22 protein-coding genes and 1 tRNA gene are annotated in these 24,459 nt (G+C 53.1%); 16 read left to right on the forward strand and 7 right to left on the reverse strand.

Features of this window, described 5'->3' with window-relative positions:
• The first annotated feature begins 7 nt into the window (after positions 1-7).
• Genes VNL73_00925 through VNL73_00935 form a run of 3 tightly spaced genes read left to right on the forward strand, consistent with a single transcriptional unit; the run spans position 8 to position 3,281 of the window.
• The gene (locus VNL73_00925; GenBank protein HXF47973.1) at positions 8-760 is read left to right on the forward strand and encodes a tetratricopeptide repeat protein; all 753 of its coding nucleotides are present in this window, start codon (positions 8-10) and stop codon (positions 758-760) included.
• The gene (locus VNL73_00930; GenBank protein HXF47974.1) at positions 757-2,544 is read left to right on the forward strand and encodes a BatD family protein; all 1,788 of its coding nucleotides are present in this window, start codon (positions 757-759) and stop codon (positions 2,542-2,544) included. Before VNL73_00925 ends, VNL73_00930 begins: the two co-directional genes overlap by 4 nt.
• Positions 2,541-3,281 (forward strand): tetratricopeptide repeat protein, encoded by a 741-nt coding sequence (locus tag VNL73_00935; protein HXF47975.1) that lies wholly within the window; start codon positions 2,541-2,543, stop codon positions 3,279-3,281. The genes VNL73_00930 and VNL73_00935 overlap by 4 nt, the downstream gene beginning before the upstream one ends.
• A 12-nt stretch (positions 3,282-3,293) precedes the next feature.
• Here VNL73_00935 and VNL73_00940 read toward each other — a convergent pair whose 3' ends face one another.
• The 5 genes from VNL73_00940 to VNL73_00960 form a co-directional block, all read right to left on the reverse strand.
• Positions 3,294-4,880 (reverse strand): DUF4173 domain-containing protein, encoded by a 1,587-nt coding sequence (locus VNL73_00940; protein ID HXF47976.1) that lies wholly within the window; start codon positions 4,878-4,880, stop codon positions 3,294-3,296.
• Positions 4,881-4,954: 74 nt separating this feature from the next.
• A complete protein-coding gene (locus tag VNL73_00945; protein HXF47977.1) occupies positions 4,955-5,320 on the reverse strand; it encodes a transcriptional regulator in 366 nt (121 codons plus the stop codon).
• Between the two features lie 16 nt (positions 5,321-5,336).
• On the reverse strand, positions 5,337-5,924 hold the full coding sequence (locus VNL73_00950; protein HXF47978.1) for a hypothetical protein: 588 nt from the start codon (positions 5,922-5,924) through the stop codon (positions 5,337-5,339).
• A gap of 172 nt (positions 5,925-6,096) precedes the next feature.
• A complete protein-coding gene (locus VNL73_00955; GenBank protein HXF47979.1) occupies positions 6,097-6,831 on the reverse strand; it encodes a DNA alkylation repair protein in 735 nt (244 codons plus the stop codon).
• Between the two features lie 19 nt (positions 6,832-6,850).
• A tRNA-Glu gene (locus VNL73_00960) sits at positions 6,851-6,923 on the reverse strand.
• A 150-nt stretch (positions 6,924-7,073) separates the two neighbouring features.
• Between VNL73_00960 and VNL73_00965 the strand changes: the two genes are divergently transcribed.
• The 13 genes from VNL73_00965 (at position 7,074) to VNL73_01025 (ending at position 22,381) form a co-directional block, all read left to right on the forward strand.
• Positions 7,074-8,240, forward strand: a complete 1,167-nt coding sequence (locus VNL73_00965; GenBank protein ID HXF47980.1) for a cysteine desulfurase family protein — start codon at positions 7,074-7,076, stop codon at positions 8,238-8,240.
• Positions 8,237-9,328 (forward strand): tRNA 2-thiouridine(34) synthase MnmA, encoded by a 1,092-nt coding sequence (gene mnmA / locus VNL73_00970; GenBank protein HXF47981.1) that lies wholly within the window; start codon positions 8,237-8,239, stop codon positions 9,326-9,328. The genes VNL73_00965 and mnmA overlap by 4 nt, the downstream gene beginning before the upstream one ends.
• Before the next feature lie 19 nt (positions 9,329-9,347).
• Positions 9,348-10,031 (forward strand): metal-dependent hydrolase, encoded by a 684-nt coding sequence (locus VNL73_00975; protein ID HXF47982.1) that lies wholly within the window; start codon positions 9,348-9,350, stop codon positions 10,029-10,031.
• A complete protein-coding gene (locus tag VNL73_00980; protein ID HXF47983.1) occupies positions 10,031-12,433 on the forward strand; it encodes an AsmA family protein in 2,403 nt (800 codons plus the stop codon). Before VNL73_00975 ends, VNL73_00980 begins: the two co-directional genes overlap by 1 nt.
• A 166-nt stretch (positions 12,434-12,599) precedes the next feature.
• Complete coding sequence (locus VNL73_00985) at positions 12,600-13,526, forward strand: lysophospholipid acyltransferase family protein (protein HXF47984.1); 927 nt, start codon at positions 12,600-12,602, stop codon at positions 13,524-13,526.
• A gap of 66 nt (positions 13,527-13,592) precedes the next feature.
• Complete coding sequence (waaF, locus tag VNL73_00990) at positions 13,593-14,618, forward strand: lipopolysaccharide heptosyltransferase II (GenBank protein HXF47985.1); 1,026 nt, start codon at positions 13,593-13,595, stop codon at positions 14,616-14,618.
• Positions 14,605-15,528: a carbohydrate kinase family protein gene (locus VNL73_00995; protein ID HXF47986.1), complete on the forward strand. Its 924-nt coding sequence runs from the start codon at positions 14,605-14,607 to the stop codon at positions 15,526-15,528. Before waaF ends, VNL73_00995 begins: the two co-directional genes overlap by 14 nt.
• Before the next feature lie 69 nt (positions 15,529-15,597).
• On the forward strand, positions 15,598-17,040 hold the full coding sequence (locus VNL73_01000) for a TldD/PmbA family protein (GenBank protein ID HXF47987.1): 1,443 nt from the start codon (positions 15,598-15,600) through the stop codon (positions 17,038-17,040).
• Entirely contained in the window at positions 17,037-18,389 is a 1,353-nt protein-coding gene (locus tag VNL73_01005) for a TldD/PmbA family protein (GenBank protein HXF47988.1), read from the forward strand. The genes VNL73_01000 and VNL73_01005 overlap by 4 nt, the downstream gene beginning before the upstream one ends.
• 113 nt (positions 18,390-18,502) lie before the next feature.
• Positions 18,503-20,293: a hypothetical protein gene (locus VNL73_01010; protein ID HXF47989.1), complete on the forward strand. Its 1,791-nt coding sequence runs from the start codon at positions 18,503-18,505 to the stop codon at positions 20,291-20,293.
• Positions 20,294-20,591: 298 nt separating this feature from the next.
• Positions 20,592-21,371 carry an adenylate/guanylate cyclase domain-containing protein gene (locus tag VNL73_01015; GenBank protein HXF47990.1) on the forward strand — a complete coding sequence of 260 codons (780 nt, stop codon included), beginning with the start codon at positions 20,592-20,594 and terminating at the stop codon, positions 21,369-21,371.
• A gap of 59 nt (positions 21,372-21,430) precedes the next feature.
• Positions 21,431-21,844 carry a hypothetical protein gene (locus VNL73_01020; GenBank protein ID HXF47991.1) on the forward strand — a complete coding sequence of 138 codons (414 nt, stop codon included), beginning with the start codon at positions 21,431-21,433 and terminating at the stop codon, positions 21,842-21,844.
• Between the two features lie 159 nt (positions 21,845-22,003).
• On the forward strand, positions 22,004-22,381 hold the full coding sequence (locus tag VNL73_01025; protein HXF47992.1) for a hypothetical protein: 378 nt from the start codon (positions 22,004-22,006) through the stop codon (positions 22,379-22,381).
• A 10-nt stretch (positions 22,382-22,391) separates the two neighbouring features.
• Here the strand turns inward: VNL73_01025 and VNL73_01030 are convergent, their stop codons facing one another.
• Both VNL73_01030 and VNL73_01035 read right to left on the reverse strand, forming a co-directional pair.
• Positions 22,392-24,110, reverse strand: coding sequence for a 1,4-alpha-glucan branching protein domain-containing protein (locus tag VNL73_01030; GenBank protein HXF47993.1), 1,719 nt, complete (start codon positions 24,108-24,110; stop codon positions 22,392-22,394).
• The gene (locus VNL73_01035) at positions 24,107-24,433 is read right to left on the reverse strand and encodes a DUF3467 domain-containing protein (protein HXF47994.1); all 327 of its coding nucleotides are present in this window, start codon (positions 24,431-24,433) and stop codon (positions 24,107-24,109) included. The genes VNL73_01030 and VNL73_01035 overlap by 4 nt, the downstream gene beginning before the upstream one ends.
• Positions 24,434-24,459: the final 26 nt, after the last annotated feature.

A 24,459-nucleotide genomic window follows, 5' to 3' on the forward strand; every position in this document is an offset into this window, starting at 1 on the left:
GGATGTCATGCTGAGTGTCAACGAAGTATCTCGCGGGCGGGTTTTGGCGGCTCTTTGCTTTTTGGCGGTCGGTTCACCCGTATTTGCCGATTCCTTCAAGAAGGAAATCTCGAAAGGTAACGAATTCTATCGGGAAGGAAAATATGAAGAAGCGGCCAAACATTACCGCTCGGCGGAAATCGACCGCCCCGGTTCGCCGGTGGCCGCCTACAATTTGGGGACGGCTTTGGTGACCGGCAAAGATTATGAAGAAGCCCTTCCCAAATTGGGGGAGGCCGCCTCCAAACTGTCCGGTTCCGAGCAGGCCCAGGCGCACTACAACATTGGCAACGGCCTTTTCGGCGCGGGAAAGTTTGAAGAGGCAATCGGAGCGTACAAGAGAGCCCTGGAAATCAACCCGAGCGACCGGGACGCCAAGTATAATCTGGAACTGGCCTTAAAAATGCTTGAAGAGCAGAAGAAAGACCAGCAAGATCAAAAAAAGAATCAAAAGCAAGACCAGAAAAACGAAAAAAAGGATAAGGGAAGCTCCTCCGATTCCGACTCAATGCAGCAAAAGCAGAACCAAAGCCAGCCGCAGAACCAGGAGCAACAGAAATCCCCCGACCAGAAGGAGCAGCAAAAAATGGCCCGCCCCAAGCAGCAGATGACCAAGGAGGAGGCGGAACGGATACTGGCGGCCTTGAAAAACGAGGAGATGAAGGCCAAAAAGCAAAAGAAAGCGGAAGCCATACCGATTGTGGGGGGGAGGGACTGGTGACGAGAAAAGCCGGCTTGCTTGCGGCGGGCGTGTTTATGGCGTTAACCGCTTGGGCTGTTGCACAGGGATTGAACTTTTCGGCCTCGGTGGACAAGGACCGGCTTGAAATCGGGGACCAGTTGACTCTGACACTAGTCGTTACCGGCAACGTGCAGAAAATCCCGGAGCCCAAAATCCGGAACGTGGGGGACTTTGCCCTGTACGCCTCCGGCCGTTCGCAGAGCATCACTTTTGTCAACGGTGCGGTCACCGCCACCACCCAGTTCAACTTCGTTCTGGTTCCGAAAAAAGTCGGCACCTTCAAAATCGGCCCGGCGGAACTGGAAATCGACGGAAAACTTTTGCAGACGATGCCCCAAACTGTCACCGTTTTACCCTCCGGCAGCATTCCCAAACAACAAGCTCCTGCCCCGACGGAAGCCCAGGTGCGGGAAGGACTGAAAGATATCTTCGTCACTGCCTCGGTGGATAAGTCCAAAGTGTACGTTTCCGAACAGGTCACCTATACGGTGAAATTCTACCAGGCCGTGCGGCTCTTCGACAACCCGGAATATTATCCCCCGACCGTCACCGGTTTCTGGAAGGAGGACCTGCCGCCGCAAACCTCCCGCTACGAAACGGTCGGCGGCCGCCGCTATCTCGTTTCCGAGGTGAAGATGGCCCTTTTCCCGACCGCCTCCGGCAAACAAACCATCGGCGAGGCGACGGTAAAATGCAAGGTGGAGGATTTGGACGCCCTTTTTGACCGTGATCCGTTTAATGTGGATTTGAACCAGTTTTTCAACCGCGGTATGCGGGAGAAGGTTTTGCGCTCCAACCCGATTACTGTCGAAGCCCTGCCGTTGCCCGAAGGAAACCAGCCGGAGGATTTCACCGGGGCCGTCGGACATTTCCAGATGAAAGCCGAATGGAACAAAACCGCCACGCAGGTAAATGAGCCGGTGACGGCGAAAATCACCATCTGGGGAACGGGGAACATCAAATCGATCGCCGAGCCGAAGGTTTCCACGCCGCAGAACTTTCGCGTGTTTCTGGCCGGCTCCTCCGAGCGGCTGACCCGCGAGGGGACGAGAATCGGCGGCGGCAGAACCTTCGAGCTTTCCTTCGTCCCGCGCGAGCCGGGAAGCTTCTCCCTGCCGCCGATCACCTTCTCCTATTTTGACCCGGCCAAGCGGCGCTACGTCAGTCTGAAAGGCCAGCCGCTCCATTTAACCGTCACCGGCACCCGCGAGCTGGCGGGGGGATACTCCGGCATCACCCAAAAGGAGCTGGACGTAAAACAGACCGACCTGCGCTATCTGAAGAAAGAGCTGGGGGATGAACATGGCAGTTTTGTCGGTTCTCCCGGTTTTTGGGCTTTGCAGACCCTGCCGGTTTTGCTTCTCGGGGCGACCATGTTGATGCGCCGTGTCCGCGACCGGGAGGAATCGGATGTCTCCTATTTCCGTTCCAAGCGGGCTTCGAAGATGGTCAAAAAAGGGCTGAAGGAAATCCGTGCCGCTTCACAACTTCCGCCGGCGGAGTACTTCGGCCGCTTACACAAGATGCTTTTGGAATATCTTGGCGACCGATTCAACGTCGCCAGTTGGGGGATGACGAGGGGAGAAATTGTAGTTCTTCTCAATTCCAACCAGGTCGCTGATGAACACAAAGTTTCCCTTTTGGAACTGCTTGACTTGGCCGACCGTGCCCGCTTTTCCGGCTGGCAGCCCTCGCTGGCCGAGCGGGAGGAGGCCCTTGCCAAAACCGAGCGTGTTATCCGTATCCTGGAGGGAAGCCGATGAAGAAACTTTTGACCCTGTTGGCCGTTTTCTTGTTTGCGGTTCCAGTCGTTTGGGGGCAAGAAAACGACCCCAAAAAGCTTTTTGCCGAGGCCAACCGGCTGTACGACGCTCAAAATTACCTTGGCGCCATTCAACTGTACGAACAACTGACAGAGCAGGGGGTGCGCACGCCGGCTTTGTATTATAATCTGGCCTCTGCCCACTTCAAAACCAAAGCAATCGGCCAATCAGTTCTCTACTTGTTGCGGGCACAAAAGCTTTCTCCGGGGGATGACGATATCGAGGGAAATTTGCGCTTTGTCTCCCAATTCACTATTGACAAGGGAACCCTTTCCTCCCCGCCTTTGGCTTTTTTCACCGAACTGTTTCCTTTAGGTACTTGGGCCTTGTGGGGCACGGTATACTACTTCCTTTTTACCGGCATAATCACCCTTCGTATCTGGTTTAAATCCCGGGCGTTCCTCTTGCGCTGGGGTACTTGGCTGGTTGGAATTCTTTTGGGGGTTTTTGCTCTTGGTTTCTACTTGAGTTGGAGTTGGTCAAAAGTTCCGAAGGGTGTCCTTATCGCCAAGGAAGCTCCGGTCAAATCCGGCCCCGGCGAGGATTTCGTCACCCAGCTGCTCGGCCACGAAGGGCTGACCTTCCAGATTCTGGAAAAACGTGAAGATTACCTTGAAGTGCTTTTGCCCAACGGTGTCAAGGGGTGGGTGAAGAAAGAAGAAGCGGCCAAGGTTTAGATTCCGTTATACTCAAAAAGCTGTAGAAAATCCCAGAATCGGCGAATTTTCGTAATTCCACGATTTCATAATATTCTCAAAAGGCGTTCGGTATTCCGCAAGCACTTTCTCGGCTTGATAACGGCTCCAACTCCAGGTACGCCAGTCCGACTTTTGAGAAGACGCCAGCCTGGGTGCAATCACACGGTCAAACACTTTCTTTTGTTCGGCTTCCTTTAAGAAGGGCAGCGCTCCAACGATGGCGGGGAGTGCGTCGTCGCTCAAGGTGGCGGCATAATCGACGTCAAAGTCCTTGCCGGTCTGTGCCAGCGAAACGTTGGTGCGGACAATTAGGTTTTCCGGATTGATTACTTGGAGCGCAAATATGGCCACGAAACCGGTTACGACCGCTCCGAACATAAAACGTTCCCGCCGGTTGCGCAAAACGGTCAGGGCGAACCAGACGAAGACCGCCGCCAGCCAGCCCATAAACGCGGTGGCGTAAAGCCGCTGCTCGGTGAGCCCGTATTCGCTCTGGTAAAGCCGCATCCGTTTGACGGCGGAAACCATTATTACGAAAAGAAGGACAATCATAGCCCCCGCCAATACCTGAAAGAGTTTTTTGGATTTTGGATTCTCTTTTGGCAAAAGCCAGTGCCAGCCCAAAAGCAGGGGCAAAACCAAACCGGCGACCGCCACCAGTTCAAAAAACCCCCGGCGGGCGTATTCGGCATAGGTCAGCCCCGACGTGACTTCGACCAGATTGGCGCCCCCAAAAAGATAACGGAACTGAACGAGAACAAAACCCAAAAAAAGCAGATTCAAAAGCCCCAAAGCGATGGTCGTTTCGGTGTTTCCAATAACCAACGATCGGGAAAGCGGATTTTCCGGCAGGCGTATTTCCTTGGAGAAGAAAATTCCGTGGAAAATCCCTCCCGCAATCCAGGTGCCCAAGCCGGTGAAGAAAAGATGTTTTAAAATCTCCTCCGCTATTTCGATGTTTATAATCTTTTTCACCATCCCTTCAAAAACCGCATCGGCGGCCATCAAAAGGGCGCCGAACAGCAAAACAATTGGAAGGGCGATCAAAATGCCGCGTCCGATGGGCAGGGCTTTTTTGCTCCATCCCTCACTCTGAATTTCGTCCCATTTGATTTTGATAAATAAAAGGGGGAAAACGCCGGCGATGGCGTTCAAGGCCGTAAAGACGGCTCCCCAAAGATATTTTACAAACCCGGCGACTCGGAGCGGAATGGCTTGCGACCGCATAGTCAAAAGCGTCAACGCTGTTAAAACCGCAACAACGTTCAGGAACGTTAGGAAGTCGGAATCCCGCCAGGCAAATCCGGCGGCAAAAGGAATGGCTAACAGTGTCAACCATCGTGTGTCTTTGGACGGATTGTTGTTCCACCGGCGGGCGAGCAGGACAAGAAAGGAAAAAAGGAAAGTGATCCAAAGTGAAATGTTAAGCCCCCAAGGGGTTTGCCGTAGCGAAAGGTCGCCCCAAACCCCCAAAATAAAAGCCGCACCAAGAACGGAAAGTCCTAAACGGGTTTTATCTCCCATTTCAGGCAGGGCGGGCAGGCTTTCCGGCGGTTTCGGTATGGCGGTTGTCGTCATCAACGGCTCCTTTCAGTGAAAAGTTCGATTTCAAAAAAGCACTTTGCCTTGCAAAGTACTCGGGCAAAATTTTTTTACTGCTCGTGCATAATGTCAATCAGATTTTCCATCTCATCCAGATACCGTCCCAGCGCCCGCCGCCCGGCTTCGGTGATTTTGTACTCCGTTTTCGGCATTCGCCCGACAAAGGATTTGCTGCATTTCACCAATCCGGCTTCTTCCAATTTGCGGGCATGCACGCTCAAATTGCCGTCCGTGGTTTTTAACAGCTTTTTCAAATTGTTGAAGCTCAAAGCGGGATTGACCGCCAGCGCGCTGACGATGCCCAGCCGTATCCGCTCATGAATCAAGCGACTGGGGGTTTCGGCCGGCTTGGCTGCAAAACTCTTTACCACCCGCAAAACCCGGTCTTTGCCCCGGTTATTTTTTGATTGTTCCATGGTTAAAACACTCTCCCTAACCACCATATCTCCGGGCAATGATGGATCCAAAAACTATATGCAATCCTCCGAAACCGATTAGCATATAGGTATTTCCCCAGCCGGCGGGAGAAAAAAGTGCCGCGGCTCCCGCCAGCATGAAACAGAAGCCCATCATCGGCACCACCCGGATGGAGAAAGCGCCGCCGGTGACCACCCCGGTGCCATAAAGCAAAAGCCATAGACCCGGTAGATGGGGGAAAATGTCTTGGTACAGAATCAGCGTAAGCAGTGCTCCCGCGAAAAGCGGCGGTGCCAAACTCAAAATGAATCTTGACCCGGGACCGGAAAAGGCGGGTTGGTTGGACTTTCGAGCTTTCTGCCGGATGGCAAAAATGGCGATAGCTAAAGCCAAGGCCGCCTCCGCCAGCCAGACCAAAAGCCATTTTGGACTGGTCGGTTGTTTGGAAGCCAGAATTGACGCTCCAATGGCAGTCAGGCCCATCACCACCAGCCCCTTGCCCGGGACGCCCGTGAAAGAAGAGGCCTGCTCCATCGTGGAGCGGATAAAGCGGAGGTCTTCCAGCGCCTCTTTCGGGTCTCTTCGTGCTGGTTCGTCCGTCATCCCAATCACCTGTATATTATATCGGCAAAATTTGTAATGTCAAGTACTTTATAATACAAAGTGAAATGAAACCGGAATCGTACTTATTGGCATCCTTGCAGCACCCCGGTGGCGCTTTCCGAACCGTCCAAAGGGGCTCGTCTGCAATCAGCGAATGCTGGTTGCGGGGCATTTAATCCTCCTTTTGCCAATCCTTCCGCATTGCCTCTTTTTTCAACGACGTTGGCAATTTTTCAATCGCATATCGCAAAGCGGTTCTCGGCATCTTCTGACGGTTTTTCATCACATACCGGAAAACCTCTTTCGGAAACCGGTTGCTGGCCTCCTTCAACATCCACCCATATCCTTTCTGCACCAAATCTTCCTCATCCTGCAACAGAACATCCGCCGTTTGAAACGCTTCTTCCAGCAGTAATTTTCTTCGCAACGCAGGTATCAGCGCCACCGCCGCCGCCCGCCGTTTCCAATGGTTTTTGGAGTACGCCCATTTTTTGGTCTTTACGGCCAGTTCGGGATATTGCAGAATCAAATGCCCCAAAGGATGCACACACAAATGGTCACACGACCCCCAGCTCTTGACATATTTTTTCAGCCATCGTTCAAACGTTCTGAAATCCTTCTTTTTGTATCGCCTTCTACATCGATACACCCAGTCAAACGCAATATCCCCCAAATTTCCGTCCCTTTCCTCCAAAAGCGCTTTACATAGTTTGAAAATCTTCTCTTTTCGAAGGTTTCTGATTTCCCGAAAGTGGTTTGCCGAAATTCCCCTTACAATCGGTGTCCGCAAAACGAAGGGGGTGTCCAATTTCTCCTTCTCAAATCGCTGCGAGTTCATAAAGTATTTGGGGTGAGAAAAGCGGGAGAGGGAGGATTGAACTCGTTGCACGATGGAGTGCTTGTTCATGATTTTACGAAATAAAAAATAGCCCCACGGGGAGTCGAACCCCGGTTTGATGGCTGAGAACCACCCGTCCTGGGCCACTAGACGATGGGGCCAGAGTTTTCACAAAACCAGAAAGAATTTACTTTTTCCGGCAATTTCTGTCAACCATCTTGCTTTTCAATTCCCTCTCCATTTATGGAGAGGGTTAGGGTGAGGTTAAAGCATTGGCAACAAGAATAGAAATTGGTTATATTTTATCAGTTATGAAGCGCAGGGTGTACTTTGACCACAATGCCACAACGCCCATCGCCCCAGAGGTCTGGCAGGCAATGACCGAGGCGGTTGCCAATTTCGGCAACCCATCCTCCATCCACACCTTCGGCCGGGAGGCCAAGGTGGCTTTGGAAGGGGCAAGGGAGAGGGTGGCCGCCTTCATTGGCGCCAAGTCCTCGGAAATCATCTTCACCTCCGGCGGCACGGAAGCGGACAATCTCGCCTTGTTCGGCATCGCACAGGCCTTCGCCCATCGCGGCAAGCACATCATCATCTCCCAAATCGAGCACCACGCCGTTCTGGAATCGGCCCATCATCTGGTCAAGCAGGGGTTCGAAGTCAGCTATTTGCCGCCAACAAGGGAAGGAATCGTTTTGCCAGGGGAACTGGTCAAGGCAATCCGCCCGGACACGGTTTTGGTCTCGATAATGGCCGCCAACAACGAAACCGGTACCATCCAACCGATTGCAGAGTTAGCCAGAATCGCTCGCGAGAAGGGTATTCTATTCCACACCGACGCCGTGCAGATGGCCGGCAAGCGGCCCATCAACGTCGGTGAATTGGGGGTCGATTTGCTTTCCATTTCCGCTCACAAACTTTACGGTCCAAAGGGTGTCGGCGCCTTGTGGGTACGCCGCGGCGTCAAAATTAACCCAATTTTGGTAGGCGGCGGCCACGAGCAGAACCGGCGCGCCGGGACGGAAAATTTTGTTTCAATTATCGGCTTTGCCAAGGCCTGTGAAGCGGCTTCGGTGCGGATGGAGGCGGACGAAAAAAAGTTTGCGGCTTTCAGCGAGAAGCTGTATAGAGGTTTAAAAGAGAAGGTGGAGGATTTTCGGATAAACGGCTCACTTGAGCGGCGGTTGCCAAATACGCTCAACATTTCCTTCCCCGGCATCGACGGCGAAGCCGTCATCGTCGGGCTGGATATGGAAGGAATTGCCGTCGCCTCCGGCTCCGCCTGCACCTCCGGCGCCACCGAACCCTCCCACGTCTTGATGGCGTTGGGCCTTTCCAAGCGGGAGGCATTGGGTTCTATCCGCGTCAGTTTTGGCCGGGACAATACGGAAGAGGAGGTCGTTTACTTCCTCTCCGTTCTCCCGCCCATTGTAGAACGCTTGAAGGCCTTGTCCAAGGAGATTGTAGAGGTAAATTGAAGGATTTGATTTTAGCCGCCATGTCCGGCGGCGTCGATTCCACCGTGGCCGCCTGTATGCTGGCTTCCGAAGGACATCCGGTCGTTGGTGTTACGATGAAGCTCTGGGATTATTCCAAAGTCGGCGGCGATGTCCATCTGGATGGCCGTTGCTGTTCTTTGGAATCGATGGCGGATGCCCGCCAGGCGGCGGTACGCTTCGGCTTCCCGCATTACGTTCTGGATTTTCAGAAGCCGTTCTTCGAGGCGGTGATTTCCGATTTCACCTCGGAGTATATTTCCGGCCGCACCCCCAATCCCTGCGTGCAGTGCAACCGTTTCATCAAGTTCCGCGCCCTGTGGGAAAAGGCGCGCCTGTACGGCGCAATGAAAATCGCCACGGGGCACTATGCCCGAATTGAATTCTCGGAGGAACGGGAACGGTTCATCTTGATGAAGGCCGCCGATTTGTCCCGCGACCAGAGCTATTTTCTCTGGGGACAGACGCAGGAAGAACTTTCTAAAACCCTCTTTCCACTTGGCGAGATGACCAAAGCCGAGGTACGCCAAAAAGGACGGGAGATGGGACTGTCCGCCGCCAACAAGCCGGAAAGCCGGGAAATCTGTTTCGTCCCGGACGGCAACTATGGGCGCTTTGTTTCCGAATTTGCTGGCGCATCCGGAGCCGGCCCTATAATCGGGCCGGACGGCCGGGAGGTCGGTGCGCATGATGGCGTTTACCACTATACTATCGGCCAGCGCCACGGGTTGGGCATTTCCTTCGGCCAGCCGGTTTATGTCAAAAAAATTGACCCGTCCCGCAGGGCTGTCTATCTTGCCTACGACTCCGAGCTTTGGAAGCGGGCTTTTATTGTTCAGGAAGTGAATTGGGTATCGATTGCTGCGCCGAAAAAGAAAATAAACGTTTCGGTTCGAATCCGCTACCTCGCCAAAGAAAAGCCGGCGAGTATAACCCCGCTTGGTGAAGGGAAGGCGGAAGTGATATTCGATGCCCCCGAACGGGCGATTACCCCCGGCCAGTCGGCGGTTTTTTATGACGGCGATTTGGTTCTTGGGGGCGGCATCATTGAGCAGGTTATAGACGATTGAGGTTTTTTAAGGAGGGAAAATGGCCAAGCTTACCTGGTTCGGACACGCCGCTTTTCTTTTGGAAACGGGTCAGTACAAAATTCTTATTGACCCGTTTATCACCGGAAACCCCGTAACCCCGGTCAAGGCGGAAGAGCTTCAAGCCACTCATATTCTGGTCTCCCACGGCCACGGCGACCATTTAGGCGACACCGTGGCGATCGCCAAACGGACCAAAGCCACGGTTATCGGCCCCTTCGAATTGGCAGAGGGGTACTGCGGATCCAAAAGGTGCAACGTTCATCCGATGCATATCGGTGGCAGCCACGCCTTTCCCTTCGGCCGGGTGAAGCTGACCATTGCCCACCACGGCTCGGGGGATCAAATAGACGGAGAAATGCTCTACTTGGGCAATCCCTGCGGGTTTGTGGTCACGGTGGAAGGGAAAAATCTCTACCACGCCGGCGACACGGCCCTTTTCATGGATATGCAGCTCATCGGCCAGATGAATCCCTTGGAAGTGGCCCTTCTCCCCATCGGCGACAATTTCACGATGGGGCCGGAGGACGCCGTCAAGGCCGTGGAATTTTTGAAACCCAAAACCGTCGTGCCGATGCACTACAGCACTTGGGATATAATCAAACAGGACCCCAAATCCTTCGCCTCCAAGATTAAGGGTTCCAAAGTGGTGATTCTGGAACCCGGAAAGTCGCTGGAATTTTGATGAAAAAGCTGCTCAAGGGAGTCCTCTGGATTTTCGGCGGGCTCCTTTTGTTCTGGATTGCCGGAGCCGCGGTTTTATATTTTTACTTCACCAAGGAACGAATTTTGGCTTTGGTTTTGCCCAAGGCACAACAGGCCCTCCAGCGGCCGGTTTCCGTGGGGGACGCCTCCTTTTCCGCCTGGGGAAAAATCAAGCTCAATTTGACCGACGTCAAAGTAAGAAATAAGCCCGGGTTCAATGATTCGTTGTTGTTTTCCGCCCAAAAAATCGCCGTGGCGGTCAAAATTCTGCCCCTTTTGAAAAAACAGATTGAGATAACCTCGCTGGAACTGGGCGCTCCGGTGGTCAGCTACGAGGTTCGCCCCAGCGGCAAAAGCAACGTCGCCGACTGGTTCGTCCCTTCCACCGATACGCAAAAAACGAAGGGGGGCGGTGCTGTTTTTCTCCTGGTTGAAAATCTGGCGCTCTCCAACGGTCAGCTTCGCTACCGCAACGACTCCACCGGCACCATTTTGTTCCTTTCCCGATTGAACTGGGAAAGCAAATCGGCCTATCGGGAAGAAGAGAAGAAGCTCGACTTTTCCGGCAAGCTGACTTCCGGGCTGGTTCGCTACCGCTCCCCCAAACAAAAATTTGAAACGGACAAGCTGGTGCCGGAGATTGCGTACAATTTCGGGTATTCGCTAGAACAGGATAAAATGGAGTTTCGCAGCGCCTCCTTCCGCTTCGGCCAGATAGCCCTTCTGGCCTCCGGCGAGCTCTCCGGCCTGCGCGGGAAGAAAAAAGGCCGCTTCGACATCAAATCGGAGGAATTTTCGGCCGCCGAGCTGAAGGAAAGCTTCGCCGCCTTTCTGCCAGCCGCCGCCAAAGAGTGGAAACTTGCTGGAAAAGGGAGAGTAAGTGGTCAGATTCGTTTCGCTTCCCCCGTGCAGGGGCAGTTGGGTGTGGTGGTGAACGGCTTCGAGCTTTCCGCACCCGAGGTTAAGGAAAAAATCAGAATTGAAAAGCTGGAAACGAAAGTCGATTTGGGGGAAAAACGGCTGAATTTGACCACCTCCAACGGTTTCTGGGGCGGAGAGCCGTTTCGCGTCGACCTGTCCGTCCAGGACTGGGAAAAACAGAATGTTGTTTTGGATTTGAAGGGGAAATTGAACCTGGCCGTTCTGCCCGGGCTTTTGAATATGGCCGAGACCAAACTCTCCGGCGAACTTTCCCCCGATATCTCACTCTCCGGCTCGGCCAAGAACAAAGAGTCGTTTAGTTTGAACGGCCGGCTGATCGTAAAGAACGTGGAATATTCCTCTTCCAAATCAAAATACCCAATCAGTGATTTGAACGCCGACATCGGTTTTTCCGGCAAGGATATCAGCCAGCTCAAGCTGGCCCTCAAGGCCGGCCGCTCGGACATTTCCATTGACGGCAAAGTGGCCAACGCCGTCGCCTGGGCGGCCACTAAGCGAAAAGTGCCTGCCTCCGCAACCTTCGAATTCCGTTCGCAGTTTCTGGACTTAGACCAGCTTATGCCGCCGCCGGAGCGGTTGCCCAACGGCAAAGTTAAGGTGGACACCGTTCCCCTTCCGGACTGGAACGGCTCGGGCAGTATCTCCATTGGCAAAGGAGTCATCAATAAGCTCCCTTTTTCCAATTTCCGATCGCCAGTTAAAATCGACGACGGCGTCATCCGTATGAATGGATTCAAAATGGATATGCTAAACGGTAAGGTGGAAGGGGATTTGACCCGCAATATGGTTGATCTATCCCGGCCGGAGTTCGACGTCAAAATTCAAGCCAGCGACATCGAGGCCAACGAGCTGTTCTCCGCCGTCACCCCGCTCAAGGGTACGGTGTTCGGTAAAATGAATCTTTCCGGCAATTTCTCTGGCGCCGGCCTGGTCGCCTCCGAAATCATGCGCTCGATGTCCGCCAACGGCAACTGGAACATCGATTCCGGCAAGCTGGTCCGCTTCGGCCCTTTGGCCAAACTCGGTGAAAAATTGGGGCAGGACTGGAAAAAGGAACTCCCGCTTAAAAATCTAAAGGCTCTTTTCCGGATGCAGGACGGCCGACTCATATTCAATCCGCTCAATTTCGGCCTGCCCTTGGGGGATTTCAAATCGACCGGTACGCTGGGGTTGGACGGGGTTTTGGACTTTGTTGTGGATTCCCGGATCACCCCCGAAGCGGCCGAGCGCTTCGGTCTGCCGCCGGCCCTTTTGGAAATGATGAAAGACCCGCAGGGCAAAATCCCGGTCTCCTTCGCCCTGACCGGCACCGGCGCCGACCCGAAAATCAATCTATCCCTCCCCGGCGCTCAGCAGAAAAAAGAAAGCTTGCTTGAAGAGAAAAAAGAGGAACTTAAAGAGAAGGGAAGCGAACTTTTAAAGCGACTAAAGCCGAAATAAGAAGCCGATTACCCAGACCGCTTCAAAAGTAACATCTTGTTCGTTCCTAGGATATCCCTCTCTTTTACGTAAAAAACAAATCCCGCTTGACAGACACTTCCTTTTCCTTGCTTTTGATTGTGTCTGGTATTTTCTTTGAAATGCAAACCGATGAAAGCACAAAATCATGCACAGACTTAAACACCTTTTTGAATTTCTCGTATTAGATGTCGTTGGCCTGCTTTTTGCCTGCTTGCCAAGAGACTCTGCCGCTTGGCTGGGTCGAAAGTTTGGCGCCATTTATTACCGGCTTTCCCCCTTCCGCCGCCGGGTGGCGGAAACCAATCTTGAACTTGCGGGATTGAGCCCGTCTTTGGCTAAAGGCGCCTTTGAAAACGTGGGGCTGACGATTGCGGAATTCGCCCGCTTCCGGCGACTGGATAAGAATTTCTTTGAAAGCCGGTTTGAGGGGAAAGATATTGAGCATTTGCGAGAAGCGGCAAGAGGAGGGAAGGGAGTCGTTCTGGTAACCGGCCATTTCGGCAATTGGGAGCTTATCGGGGCCTACATCCGCCAGTCCGGTTTTCCCCTTGATGTAGTGGTAAAAGAACAGCGTAATCCTTTCGTTGACCGCTGGACTGACAAGAATAGAATGCGGCAGGGAGGGGGCATCATCAAAACCGGCATTGCCACCCGCGCCGTGGTGCGTTCTTTTTCCGAAGGCCGGCTGGTCGCCTTCGTTTCCGACCAATACGTCGGCGAAGACGGCATTTTGGTCAACTTTATGGGCCGGCCTACAACCGTTTCCAAAGGCCCGGCCGCTTTTGCCGTGCGGTTGGGGCTTCCCATCATCGTCGGTTTTCTCGTGCGCACGGGGCCATGGAAATTCAAACCGGTGATTTTCCCCGCACTTTTGCCGAACCCTTCTGCCAACCGGGAAGAGGAGATTCTGCGTCTGACCCAGGCGTACACATCCCTGTTGGAGGAACTGGTGCGAAAGCATCCCGACCATTACCTCTGGATGCACCGCAAATGGAAAAATCTGGTCGATTATAAAACCGGCGTTTTCAAATCCGCCTCGCCCATCCAAGGGGAGAAAAAAATACTTTTCTGAAGCTTTTTCTTTTCAAATCGCCCCCCAAATACTTTCTTCCCGTTTGTGAACCGAATTGCCGTCCGGATGCCCAACTGGCTCGGAGACGCCGTAATGGCCACACCGGCCTTACAGGCGCTGCATCAGCTTTTTCCAAATGCCGCTATAACCATCCTTGTCCGTGAAAACCTTGCAGAACTTTTTGCCTCGTGTCCTTTTGCTGAGGAAGTCATTCCCCTACAGAAGGTTTCGGGCGGACGCAAAATTTCCCGGCTTTTCAGCGCCGCCTCCGCCTTGAAAAAGAAAAAATTTGATTTGGCCGTTTGCTTCCCACATTCCTTCTCCTCCGCGATGATGTTCCGGCTGGCCCGTATTCCGCAACGGGTGGGATTCTCCGCCGAAGGGCGCAAAATGTTCCTTACCCGTTCGCTTCCATATTCCCTTGATGGCGAACGTCCGCACCGTGTCCGTTTTTATTGCCAATTAATCGAGTTAATTGCCGGACAAAAGTTGAGTATCCCGCCCTTGCAGGTCTGGCCGAGGCGGTTGAATAAGGAAGAGGCGGAAATTTTGGAGAAAAAAGTGGGCGGATTTCACAATCTGGTCTGCATAGCCCCCGGCTCGGTGGGCCCGGCCAAACGCTGGTTTGCCGGCCGGTTCGCCGAAGTGGTTAAGGAGCTGGTGGGGGCGAAAAAGATGCGGGTGGTTTTGGTTGGTGCCCCCCACGACCGCCCAAGCTGCGAAGAAGTGGCCCGTTTAACCGGCGCCTCGCCGGTCAATCTGGCGGGTGAAACTTCACTTTTCGAATTGTATTATTTGCTCCAGAAAAGCCGCTTGTTTTTGGGGAACGACTCCGGCGCCGGTCATCTGGCGGCCGCCGCCGGAATCCCCGTCGTCGTTTTGGCCGGAGCCGGCGACCCGGATGAAATCGCCCCCTGGACGGATAAAAAAACAGTTCTGTTTAAAAGGATTTTTTGCTCCCCCTGTTACAGTCCTGCCTGTCGTCGCAAAGACCACCCGCTGGAGTGTATGGATTTGATAGGAACGAGCGAGGTTTGCCGGGCCGTCGAACACTGGCTTGAAAAATCGGAAAAACCCGTTGTCGCCCCATAAAATCGCCGTCCTTGGCTCCATCAACGAGGACTTCATCATCCACAAACGAAAACAAAAGCATTCCTATGGGGGTATTTTATACAACCTCGTCGCCCTCGCTTCACTTTTGCCGGAGACCAAAATTCATCCCGTCGCCTTTCTTGGAAAAAACGTTTGGCCAAAAGTTGGAAATCTTACCCCGGGTTTGAACAATCTGGACTGGCACCATGCTCGGAAACTGAAACAAAAAACCAATCAGGTCCGCCTCCTTTATCTGCCAAACGGCGAGAAACGGGAAATCCTGAAGCATCCGGTTCCCAAATTCGCTTGGTCGGATTTGAGGCCGGCCCTGCAGGGGGATGCCCTATTGCTCAATTTCATTTCCGGCTGGGAAATCTCTCCCCGATTGTTTCAGAAGTTTCGCCGTAAATACGCCGGCGTCATCCATGTTGATTATCATTCGCTGCTTCTGGGAATCCGGAAAAATGGAGCGCGGTTCAGGAGGATTCCAAAAGATTGGCCGGTCTTTTTGGATGCCGACTTCGTCCAAATGAACCAGCGGGAATGGGAACTGGTGGCCGGAACGCCTTTCAGCCGGAAGAACCTGATTCGTTTTTGCCGCCGATGGGGAAGGAAAAAATGGCAGGTTATAATCGTCACCCTCGCCGAAATAGGAGCGGTTTTGGCCTATCGCAACAAAACGCTTTCCGCAATTTCCTGTCCGGCTCCAAGAGTGAAAAACCCGGAGCAAACCGGCGCGGGGGATTTCTTCGCCGCCGGTTTTCTTTCCGCAACGCTGAAAGGAAAAAGCTGGAAAGCCGCCTTGCGGCAGGCCGTCCGCACGGCGAGTTGGAAGTGCCGGTATGAAGGAATCGAAAGCGTGCTGGAGCACAGGCACGAGCTTAAACGGTTCTTGACTCCGCGCAAATAGCGGTCTAAATTGGGCGCTTTACCAAATGCCGGGTATCTTCCGTCGGCACCAAAGAGTTTTGGAGGAAATGTGAAAGAAGAGTTGCTGGACGTAATCAAATACCTGAAATCCAAAAAGGTGGACTATGCGGATGCCCGGCATGTCCGCGCCCAGGCCGAAACCATCGTGGTCAAAGACGGCAAGGTGGAATCCCTTTCCCGTTTGAACGACGCCGGCTTTGGCATCCGCGTATTGATAGGCGGCGGCTGGGGATTTGCCTCCAGTTCCAAGCTCTCCGGGGCCGAAATGAGAAAAACGGCCAACCAGGCCTTGGAAATCGCCCGGGCCTCGGCCACCGTGGCCAAGGAAAAAGTCCGTCTGGCCCCCGTGGAATCCTACCGGGATAAATTCGTCACCGCCGTCCGCAAGGACCCTTTTTTGGTTTCCCTGGATGACAAAATCAATCTTCTCGTCTCCTGCTGCGATATATTGAAAAAACATCCCAAAATCGTGGTGGCGGAGGCAACGATGAACTTTTTTGACACGGAGAAAATTTTCGTTTCCACCGAGGGCTCGATCATCGAGCAGAAAATCCTCGAATCGGGTGCCGGCTACACGGCCACAGCGGCGGACGAGGGAAACCTTCAGCGCCGTAGCTACCCAAACTCCCACGGCGGCGACTTCGCCACCCGCGGCTGGGAATTTATCGAGGAGATGGATTTGTTGGGAAACGCCGAGCGGGTGCGCGACGAGGCCGTGGCACTGCTTTCCGCGCCGAACTGCCCCGCCGGAAAAAAAGATATTATCATCACCGGCTCCCAGATGGCTTTGCAGGTGCACGAATCCTGCGGCCACCCGATTGAACTCGACAGGGTCTTGGGCACAGAAATCTCTTTGGCCGGCGGCAGCTTTATGACGCTTGACAAATTGGGGAAGTTGCGTTACGGCTCCGGCCGGGTGAACATCGTCGCCGACGCCACCACGCCGGGCGGTTTGGGCACCTTCGGCTATGACGACGAGGGAGTAAGAGCCCAGCGCGCCGACATCATCCGGGAAGGGCTCTTCGTCGGCTATTTGACCTCCCGCGAAACGGCTCCCATCATCGGCGCTTCCTCCAACGGCACGATGCGGGCCGACGGCTGGAATCGGATCCCCTTAATCCGGATGACCAATATCAACCTTTTGCCGGGAGAATGGACGCTGGCCGACTTGATTGCCGATACGAAAGACGGGCTTCTAATCGACACCAACAAAAGCTGGTCGATTGACGACCGGCGGCTGAATTTCCAATTCGGCTGCGAGGCGGCCTGGGAAATCAAGGACGGAAAAGTAGGTCAATTGTACCGCAACCTGATGTACACCGGCATCACCCCGGAGTTCTGGAACTCCTGCGATGCCGTCACGAACGAGAAACACTGGCACGTCTGGGGGGTTCCGAACTGCGGCAAAGGGGAGCCGATTCAAACCGCCCACGTGGCGCACGGCGCCTCGCCGGCCCGTTTCCGGGGCGTAACGGTGGGAGCGACCCGATGATTGGAAAAAGCAAAATCTTCGCCGCGCTTGAACCGTTGTTGAAGAAATCGGGCGCGGATGAGGCGGAAGCGGTTTTCGTCGGCTCCAATTCCGGCTTGACCCGCTATGCCAACTCAATCATCCACCAAAACGTGGCGGAAAACAATTCCCGCGTTTACTTTCGTGTTGTTCTGGGAAAGAAAATCGGCGTGGCCTCCACGAATACCTTTGAAAAGCCGGACCTCTCCCGGGCTTTGAACGCCGCTTTGGAAATCGCCCGCCACCAGTTGGAGCTGCCCCACTTCAACGGCCTGCCGGAGAAGCAGAAATATCCAAAATTGACTTCCTATTACAAGGCCACGGCCGCTTTCGGTCCCAAGGAGCGGGCAGCGGTTTTGAAAAAGATTTTTGAAAAGGCCGCCAAGCAAAATTTGCAGGCCTACGGCTCGCTCAAAACTGGCGAGGGGGAGCTGGCGGTCCTGAACACCAACGGCATCCGGGCCTACCAGCCCACCACCACCGCCTCCATCAATTTAATCACGATGTCGGACGACTCCTCCGGCTATTCCGAAGGGCTGGCGCAGAACGTGAAGAGACTGGACTTCGACGAACTGGCGGAAACCTCCATCGAAAAGTGTTTGACCGCCCGCCATCCCAAAGAAGTCCCGCCGGGAAAGTACGAAGTGGTTTTGGAGCCGGTGGCGGTGGGGAATCTGTTCGAATGGCTCTCCTTCGTTTCCTTCGGCTCGGTCGCCTTTCAGGAAAAGTCCTCCTGCCTGGCAGGAAAAATCGGCCAGCAGGTCTTCGGCCCGAACGTTACCATCTACGATGACGCCACGGATTCAACGGCCCTCCCATTTCCTTTCGATTTCGAAGGGACGGCCAAAAAGAAGGTGACGATGGTGGACAAAGGCATAGCCAAGGGAGTGGTGTACGACAGTTTGACGGCCGCCAAGGAAGGAAAAAAGTCCACCGGCCACGCCCTGACGCCGGACGCTTCCGCTCAGGGGGCGGTTCCCATGCATATCGGAATGAAGGGCGGCAGCGCCACGCTTGCCAAAATGGTCAAAAACGTCGGCAAGGGGCTTTTGGTCACCCGCTTCCATTACTTAAACGGCTTTTTGGACCCACCCCAGGCCACGATGACCGGTATGACCCGTGACGGTGTTTTTCTGATCGAGAATGGCCAAATCAAGCACGGGGTCAAAAACCTGCGCTTTACCGAAAGCATGGTGAAGGCCTTCTCCAACGTGGTGGAGTTGTCCCGCGAAAAGAAGCTCGTCAATACCTGGTGGGACGCCGTGGGCGGCATCCACGTCCCCGCCCTCCGCATCCGGGAGTTCACCTTCAGCGGCAAAACGGACTTTTAATTTGATTTGTGGGGACGGTTTGCGAACCCCCTCATACTTGCAGGCCGGGCTCCAGTCCGGCTTTAACTCCCAACAAATCTGAAACTTACCCCCCTTCGGGGGCGTATGATGAGATGATGAGTGTGTGGCGTGTTATATCCCTGATACTTAGCTTACTCGTAAGCTTCATTTTTTCGTTTGTCCTGTCCAAAGCGCAGCAGACCCCTATTGTCAACTGGAACGATTTCGGCCCCGGTGAGCTGCGGGTGGAACGCTTTCAAATTAGCCAGCCCCTTTCCATTTCGATTACCGGGATGGGGATAAAGCCGGATTATGGCAAGGATGACTGGGATGATTGGGACGATTGGGAAGGGCGGGAGGATTACGCTTTGGCCTACGGGTGGATTCTGGATTTGGAAACCAGGAAGCCGGTCTGGTCGATGGCCCGCGAACTGCGCCCCGGCAAATTCTGGGGAAAAAAGGGAACCGCGAAGGTGGAGGCCAAAGTCAACCTCCCCGCCGGCAAATACGCCCTGTATTACTACTGCGGAATCGGCAAAGACCAGTTCTACTACTTTAATTCCGACTGGAATGACAACGGCTTTTTTGAAGGGCTCAAACGTTTCTTCGGCAACACGGACAAATTCTATTCCGAAAAGGACCGCCGCAAACTTTACTTCACCGCCACGGCAGAGAAAAACGTCCTCCGCCCGCTGGCGGCCGACCCGCTGGAATCTAAGGTTTCCCTTTCCATCACCCGGCCCCGCAACTCCAGCTTCAAGAGTTTGAACTTCAAGCTTTCCGAACCGGCCTCCCTCACCGTCTACTGCCTCGGCGAAAATCCCAAATCGTACGACCGGCCGGCCGACGGCGGCTACCTTCAGGATATGCGCTCCCGCAAAAAGCTCTGGGAGCTTGTCCATTCCCGCTCCGAGCATGCCGGGGGGGCGGAAAAAAACCGCAAGTTTTTCGGCAAAATTTCGCTCCCCGCGGGGGATTATCAAATGGTTTATTTCACCGACGATTCCCACACCTTCGGCCGCTGGAACTCCCCGCCCCCGTACGATCCGGAATTCTGGGGCATTTCGCTTTTGGCCGAGCCGGGGCAGAAAAGAATCGTCCCGGTCGAGCCGGTCAAGGAGCCGGTCGTGGTGCAGTTCCTCCGGGTGGGGGACAACGAGCTTCTCTCCACCGGTTTTGTCTTGGACAAGCCGATGGATTTGCGGATCTACTGCATCGGCGAATATTCCGAAGGGGACCACACCTTTGCCGACTTCGGCTACATTGAAGACGCCGCCACCGGCCAGCGGGTCTGGGAAATGACCCGTTCCAACACCGAGCAGGCCGGCGGGGCGGACAAAAATCGGATGTTCGACGGCATTGTCCATTTCCCACGGGGCAAATATCTGGTCCGCTACGTCACCGATGACTCCCACTCCTTTGGCGACTGGAACTCCACGGCCCCCTACGACCAGGACCACTGGGGGATCGTGGTGGCCGGCGTTCCCGGCAGCTTCGACCCCAAAGCCGTCCGCCCCTACAACGAGGAAATTGAATCCAAGGAGGTTTTGGTCAAGCTGGTCGGCGTCCGGGATGACGACGAGCGGGAACAGCGTTTTCGGCTCACCAAAACCACCGCCCTGCGCATCTACGCCATCGGCGAGGGAAGCCGGGATGAAATGTACGACTACGCCTGGATTGAAAACAACCAGACCGGACGCACGGTCTGGGAAATGACTTGGCGCAACACCCTTCCCGCCGGCGGCGCCTCCAAAAACCGGCTTTTCGACGACATTGTTCTCCTGCCCCCGGGAAGCTACACGGTAAAATACGTGACGGACGGCAGCCACTCCGCGGGGGACTGGAACGCCGCCCCTCCAAAAGACCCCTTCAACTGGGGCGTAACCATCTCCTTGGCGCAATGAAGGATACCTCTCTTTTCCAGTGGGAACTTTTTCCTCGCGAGAGGGTTATAATAAATGAAGGCCAAAATCGGGTCGACCGAACCTTTGGCCTTCTATGGAACACACAGGAGGGATGCCTGGCTCTTCTCAAGGGTCAAGTCCCTTCTACCAAGAGCCTCCCAGATAGCTGTGTCTGGGATAACCTGCCCTAAGTTCCGGACAGGGTCCGGAACTCTGCAATCGAGCCGCCTTCGGTCCTACTGAAGGCGGCTCCCGCTTTTTTAGCCCTTTTTCACGTGTTTTTGTGGGGGCGGGTCTTGTGCCCGCCCGCTTTGCTTTTTATTATATAAATATGGAAGGTGCCAAACGCTTATTGGACTATCTCAACAAGCATGGTGTCAATGAAATAGTTTATTTCTCCGATGGGGCTTTAATAAATCCTGTTAGATTTCCAATAGCTGCACTTGAAACGAATGGAGCTATACTTTTTGCAGACTTACCGGGTTTCAGCAAGTATGCAGCTGGGATGGAAGCGGTAGATAGCGCCTATTTGGTAAATAATTTCTTCGCTTGGTTTGAGGGAGAAGCCCTACGTCCATACGGTGGTATTGTTGATAAATTCATAGGTGATGCAGTAATGGTAGTTTTCTTGCCCTTAGAATGCAAGTTGGAACCTCTTGAAGCAGCAATGCAAGCAGCAAGGGCAATGTTAGAAAGAGACCCTTACAGTTTTCGACCGAAAATTGGAATTGCCTTTGGACCTATCGCGATATCATTAGTTGGTACTGAAAACTCTGCTATGATTACTACTATGGGGCATACCGTAAACTTGGCATCGAGGTGTGTATCAAAATTGGAAAAATCGGGGTCGGTAAGAATTGCCTCTAATGATATCGACCTTGCGAAAAAAGTTTTCAAAGAAGATTCTTCATGGAAACTCAGCGGCCCGAAAGAATTTTCTCCGAAAAACATGCCGCAAGCGACGATAATAGACGTTGAACGAACGGCAATGTGGGTGCCTAATTGGAATTACAGCCAAAAAATTAAAGAGGGTATCAAGTTCGCGAGAGATAAGGGCGCAGTGAAGAGTAATTTTTAATAGCGGGAGGCGATTTTCTGAAGAGTCATTCTGTATTTGCCGCTGTACTGGGATTGGTTTTGGGCTTAATTGTTGGATGGGTGGGTCACGATGTATTAGTATCATATCGATACCAAGTTAAACAGTCTGGCCCAGAAAAAACGAAAGGAGTTGTAGATGGGGGGCGGTCAATTCCCTCAAAAAAGAAATTCACACCCTTGGAAATCGTTGAGATTGACGCTAAAGTTACTGAATCAAATGATGTGTGGTGGAAATATGCATGGCGTTTGACGGTTCAGAATTTTTCGGGAGAGCCAATTTCATTTAATGCAACGATTGAGTTTTTAGATAAGGATGGTTTTGTAGTAGATGATGATGACGAATATGGTCTTTATCTGGAGTATGGTCAAAAAAAGACATTTACGGGTTATGATCTCATCGTTAGCTCTGTAGCTCCCAATATTGTTAGTGTAACCGCGAAAGTGGGTCGTTGAATTTTGCGAACAAAGAGGATTATTATCATTGGGGCAGTTTCATTTCTGATTTTTGCGGCTATTCTCTTCAGTAACTATTTCAACCTTCAATATCGAGTAGACCAACGACTATCTAAAGACCCTCGTAATGAGGGAATACAGATATGGGTGCACTATGCTATGTTAATCAACCCCACTAAACTCATTCTCGATTTGAGAAAAGTTAGTTTAGATAAAGCGCCAGCTGATGTATTTCGCTGCCTCAATCACGCCGCCGAGGCCCTGGCCTCAAAGGATTTTACTACTGTAGAGTTGCAGTTTCGAGGGAAACCAAAATTTTTACTGGAAGGGAGTTACTTTAAAACACTAGGGCAGGAATATGAATTGCAGAACCCCGTTTACACCATTCGGACCTTTCCGGAGAATGTTAAAAATATGGACGGAACAGCCGCTTTTTCATCTTGGTCGGGGGGTATGTTAGGGGTATTGCAAAAACAGATGGAAGATTTTTTGGAATTTAACAAACAGTGGTATGTTAATGAGCTTTCTGAACAATAAGGTGGAGAATTTATTTTTCTGTTAATTGATATTCCATCGGCCAAAACGACTGCACCGAAAAATCGGCAAACAGTTTATCCGATTCCTCGCAATCCTTCAAATAATTTTTCTCCCCCTCGTTCAATTTGTTTCCCTTCAAAATGCTTTGCGCCATTTCGGACAGCCGGTTGAATTTCTCCCAATGCTCGGCAAAGCGCATCTCGGCGTAATCCCGCGCGGCAAAAGTGGAAATCAAAAACTGCCAGTCAGAGGACTCCAAAAGCAAAAGCTCCCGCCCCAGCTGGGTTAGGACTCTTTGGAGATTTTCATTCGTAGAAGCGGCTTGGAGCAGTTCGAGATACTTTTTTTCAGCTTGATAGATTTTCTCCCACGTCCAAACCGTGTCCTTGTTCAGCCAGATGTAATGATGCCCCCCTTCCCCCCAGGAACCCTCCGGAATGCTTATCCTTTCGGTAGGGGGGGAAAGTTCAAGCGCCTGACTGCCGGTGGCAAGGGAGCCCTCCGGGTTTTGAGAGAGCTTTTTCCAGAGTTTCTTCAGAAACTGCGGCCCTTCGAACCACCAATGTCCGAAAAGCTCCGTGTCGTAAAGGGCCGAAAGCACGCCGGGGGTTTTGTTCGTTTCATAATGCTGTTTTAACTGTTGCGTGACCAGTGAAACCATGTGGTTGGCATTCTCTTCCAGCCGGCTCTCGACATTTGCAAGATTGTACTCCTCTTTTTCCCCCAAATCCGACTTGATGCGCGTTACCTTCCAATACCTAAGCCCCCCGGGATAATGTTTCTTGTGAAAATCAAGATAATTCCCATCCCCCGGATACCCGTGCTCCCCCGACCAAACCAAAACGGTGGTCACCGGGTCGCGGCTGAAAATTGCGACCGGCTTTTTCTCTTTGGCTTCTCCCACCCAGTACGGCCGGTAGGGGCTCCGCTCGCTTTCTGATGTTGTTTTCGTTCCCTTCTCTTCCTGCTCTTTCAAGAATCGGAGTGCCGGAAAGCGGTCGATGTACGTGCCCAAAGCTTTCCCCCCCTTAAGCAGATGGCTGTCGATGAAAAAATACTCGATGCCGTTCTCCTGCAAAAATTCCTCAACCCCTTTGCGCAAAACAGGCTTGATGTCACCGACCGGCGGCGCCCAGGGATAGGAGGGACGATAGGCACACTCCGGCAGCCAGATCCCTTTTGGTTTTTTCCCAAAGTGTTTTTGATAGGTTTTTACCGCTTCTTTTACCTGGGCCTGAATGGAATTATCCGTTCCCAAAAGGGGAAAATAGCCGTGCGTGGCGCCGGAAGTCAGAATCTCGATAATCCCGTCGTTCTGCAGATTGCGCAGATGGGGGATAAGATTGCCGCCGAATTTGTCAAAATACCATTCCTGGGTCTCGGCATAAAATTTCAGCCAGAAACGAGCCACTTCCGCCCGGTTTTCCAGCCCTTCCCGTACAAACGTTTCAACATCCGCTCTTGCGGCTTCTCTTTTCTCTTTCAGATAAAAATGCAGTTCTTCCCCCAGCCGTTTGTCCGCCAGCTGTTCGGATAAAACGGGAGTCACGCCGAGGGTTGCCCGTGCGGCAATTCCTTCCGCTTTCAACTCGGAAATGGCCCGCAGAATCGGCACATAGCATTCGCAGACCGCCTCGGTGAGCCAGTCCGTCCCGTGCGGCCAGCGTCCGTGCCCCAAAACATAGGGGAGATGGGTGTGCAGAACTAAATTGAAATACCCGGCCGTCATTTACTGCCGGAACTCTGAAAGCCGATCCCCCCCGCCCCTTTCTGGTCCTGCCCGAATACCTTGATGGACCCGAACTGCCCCTCGAATTTTTTGATGTTGTCCTCCAGCGCCTGCTGGAGCGATTTGACGTGCTGGGGGGTCATGATCACCCGGGCATATACCTTCGATTTCGGCAGCCCCGGCAAAATCCGGGCGAAGTCCAGAATGAACTCCGAGGGGGAATGGGTGATTAAAACGAAATTGGAATAAATCCCCTCGGCCTCCTTTTCCGGAAACTCCAGATTTATCTGCTGCTGCACCGGCTGCGGCGGTTTGTCGCTCATTTGTCCTCCTTGTTTTCGCTAAAGAT

The organism is Verrucomicrobiia bacterium, from assembly GCA_035574275.1.
GTDB lineage: Bacteria > Zixibacteria > MSB-5A5 > DSPP01 > DSPP01 > DSPP01.

What these genes read in the sequence shown, in the direction of transcription:
- VNL73_01005 (HXF47988.1), top strand. Translation starts at nt 17,037, where the DNA reads ATGATTGGAAAAAGCAAAATCTTCGCCGCGCTTGAACCGTTGTTGAAG.
- VNL73_00925 (HXF47973.1), top strand. Translation starts at nt 8, where the DNA reads ATGCTGAGTGTCAACGAAGTATCTCGCGGGCGGGTTTTGGCGGCTCTT.
- VNL73_00980 (HXF47983.1), top strand. Translation starts at nt 10,031, where the DNA reads ATGAAAAAGCTGCTCAAGGGAGTCCTCTGGATTTTCGGCGGGCTCCTT.
- VNL73_00940 (HXF47976.1), bottom strand. Translation starts at nt 4,880, where the DNA reads ATGACGACAACCGCCATACCGAAACCGCCGGAAAGCCTGCCCGCCCTG.
- VNL73_01025 (HXF47992.1), top strand. Translation starts at nt 22,004, where the DNA reads ATGTTAATCAACCCCACTAAACTCATTCTCGATTTGAGAAAAGTTAGT.
- VNL73_00950 (HXF47978.1), bottom strand. Translation starts at nt 5,924, where the DNA reads ATGACGGACGAACCAGCACGAAGAGACCCGAAAGAGGCGCTGGAAGAC.
- VNL73_01030 (HXF47993.1), bottom strand. Translation starts at nt 24,110, where the DNA reads ATGACGGCCGGGTATTTCAATTTAGTTCTGCACACCCATCTCCCCTAT.
- VNL73_00935 (HXF47975.1), top strand. Translation starts at nt 2,541, where the DNA reads ATGAAGAAACTTTTGACCCTGTTGGCCGTTTTCTTGTTTGCGGTTCCA.
- waaF (HXF47985.1), top strand. Translation starts at nt 13,593, where the DNA reads ATGCCCAACTGGCTCGGAGACGCCGTAATGGCCACACCGGCCTTACAG.
- VNL73_01010 (HXF47989.1), top strand. Translation starts at nt 18,503, where the DNA reads ATGATGAGTGTGTGGCGTGTTATATCCCTGATACTTAGCTTACTCGTA.
- VNL73_00975 (HXF47982.1), top strand. Translation starts at nt 9,348, where the DNA reads ATGGCCAAGCTTACCTGGTTCGGACACGCCGCTTTTCTTTTGGAAACG.
- VNL73_00985 (HXF47984.1), top strand. Translation starts at nt 12,600, where the DNA reads ATGCACAGACTTAAACACCTTTTTGAATTTCTCGTATTAGATGTCGTT.
- VNL73_01035 (HXF47994.1), bottom strand. Translation starts at nt 24,433, where the DNA reads ATGAGCGACAAACCGCCGCAGCCGGTGCAGCAGCAGATAAATCTGGAG.
- VNL73_00965 (HXF47980.1), top strand. Translation starts at nt 7,074, where the DNA reads ATGAAGCGCAGGGTGTACTTTGACCACAATGCCACAACGCCCATCGCC.
- VNL73_00945 (HXF47977.1), bottom strand. Translation starts at nt 5,320, where the DNA reads ATGGAACAATCAAAAAATAACCGGGGCAAAGACCGGGTTTTGCGGGTG.
- VNL73_00955 (HXF47979.1), bottom strand. Translation starts at nt 6,831, where the DNA reads ATGAACAAGCACTCCATCGTGCAACGAGTTCAATCCTCCCTCTCCCGC.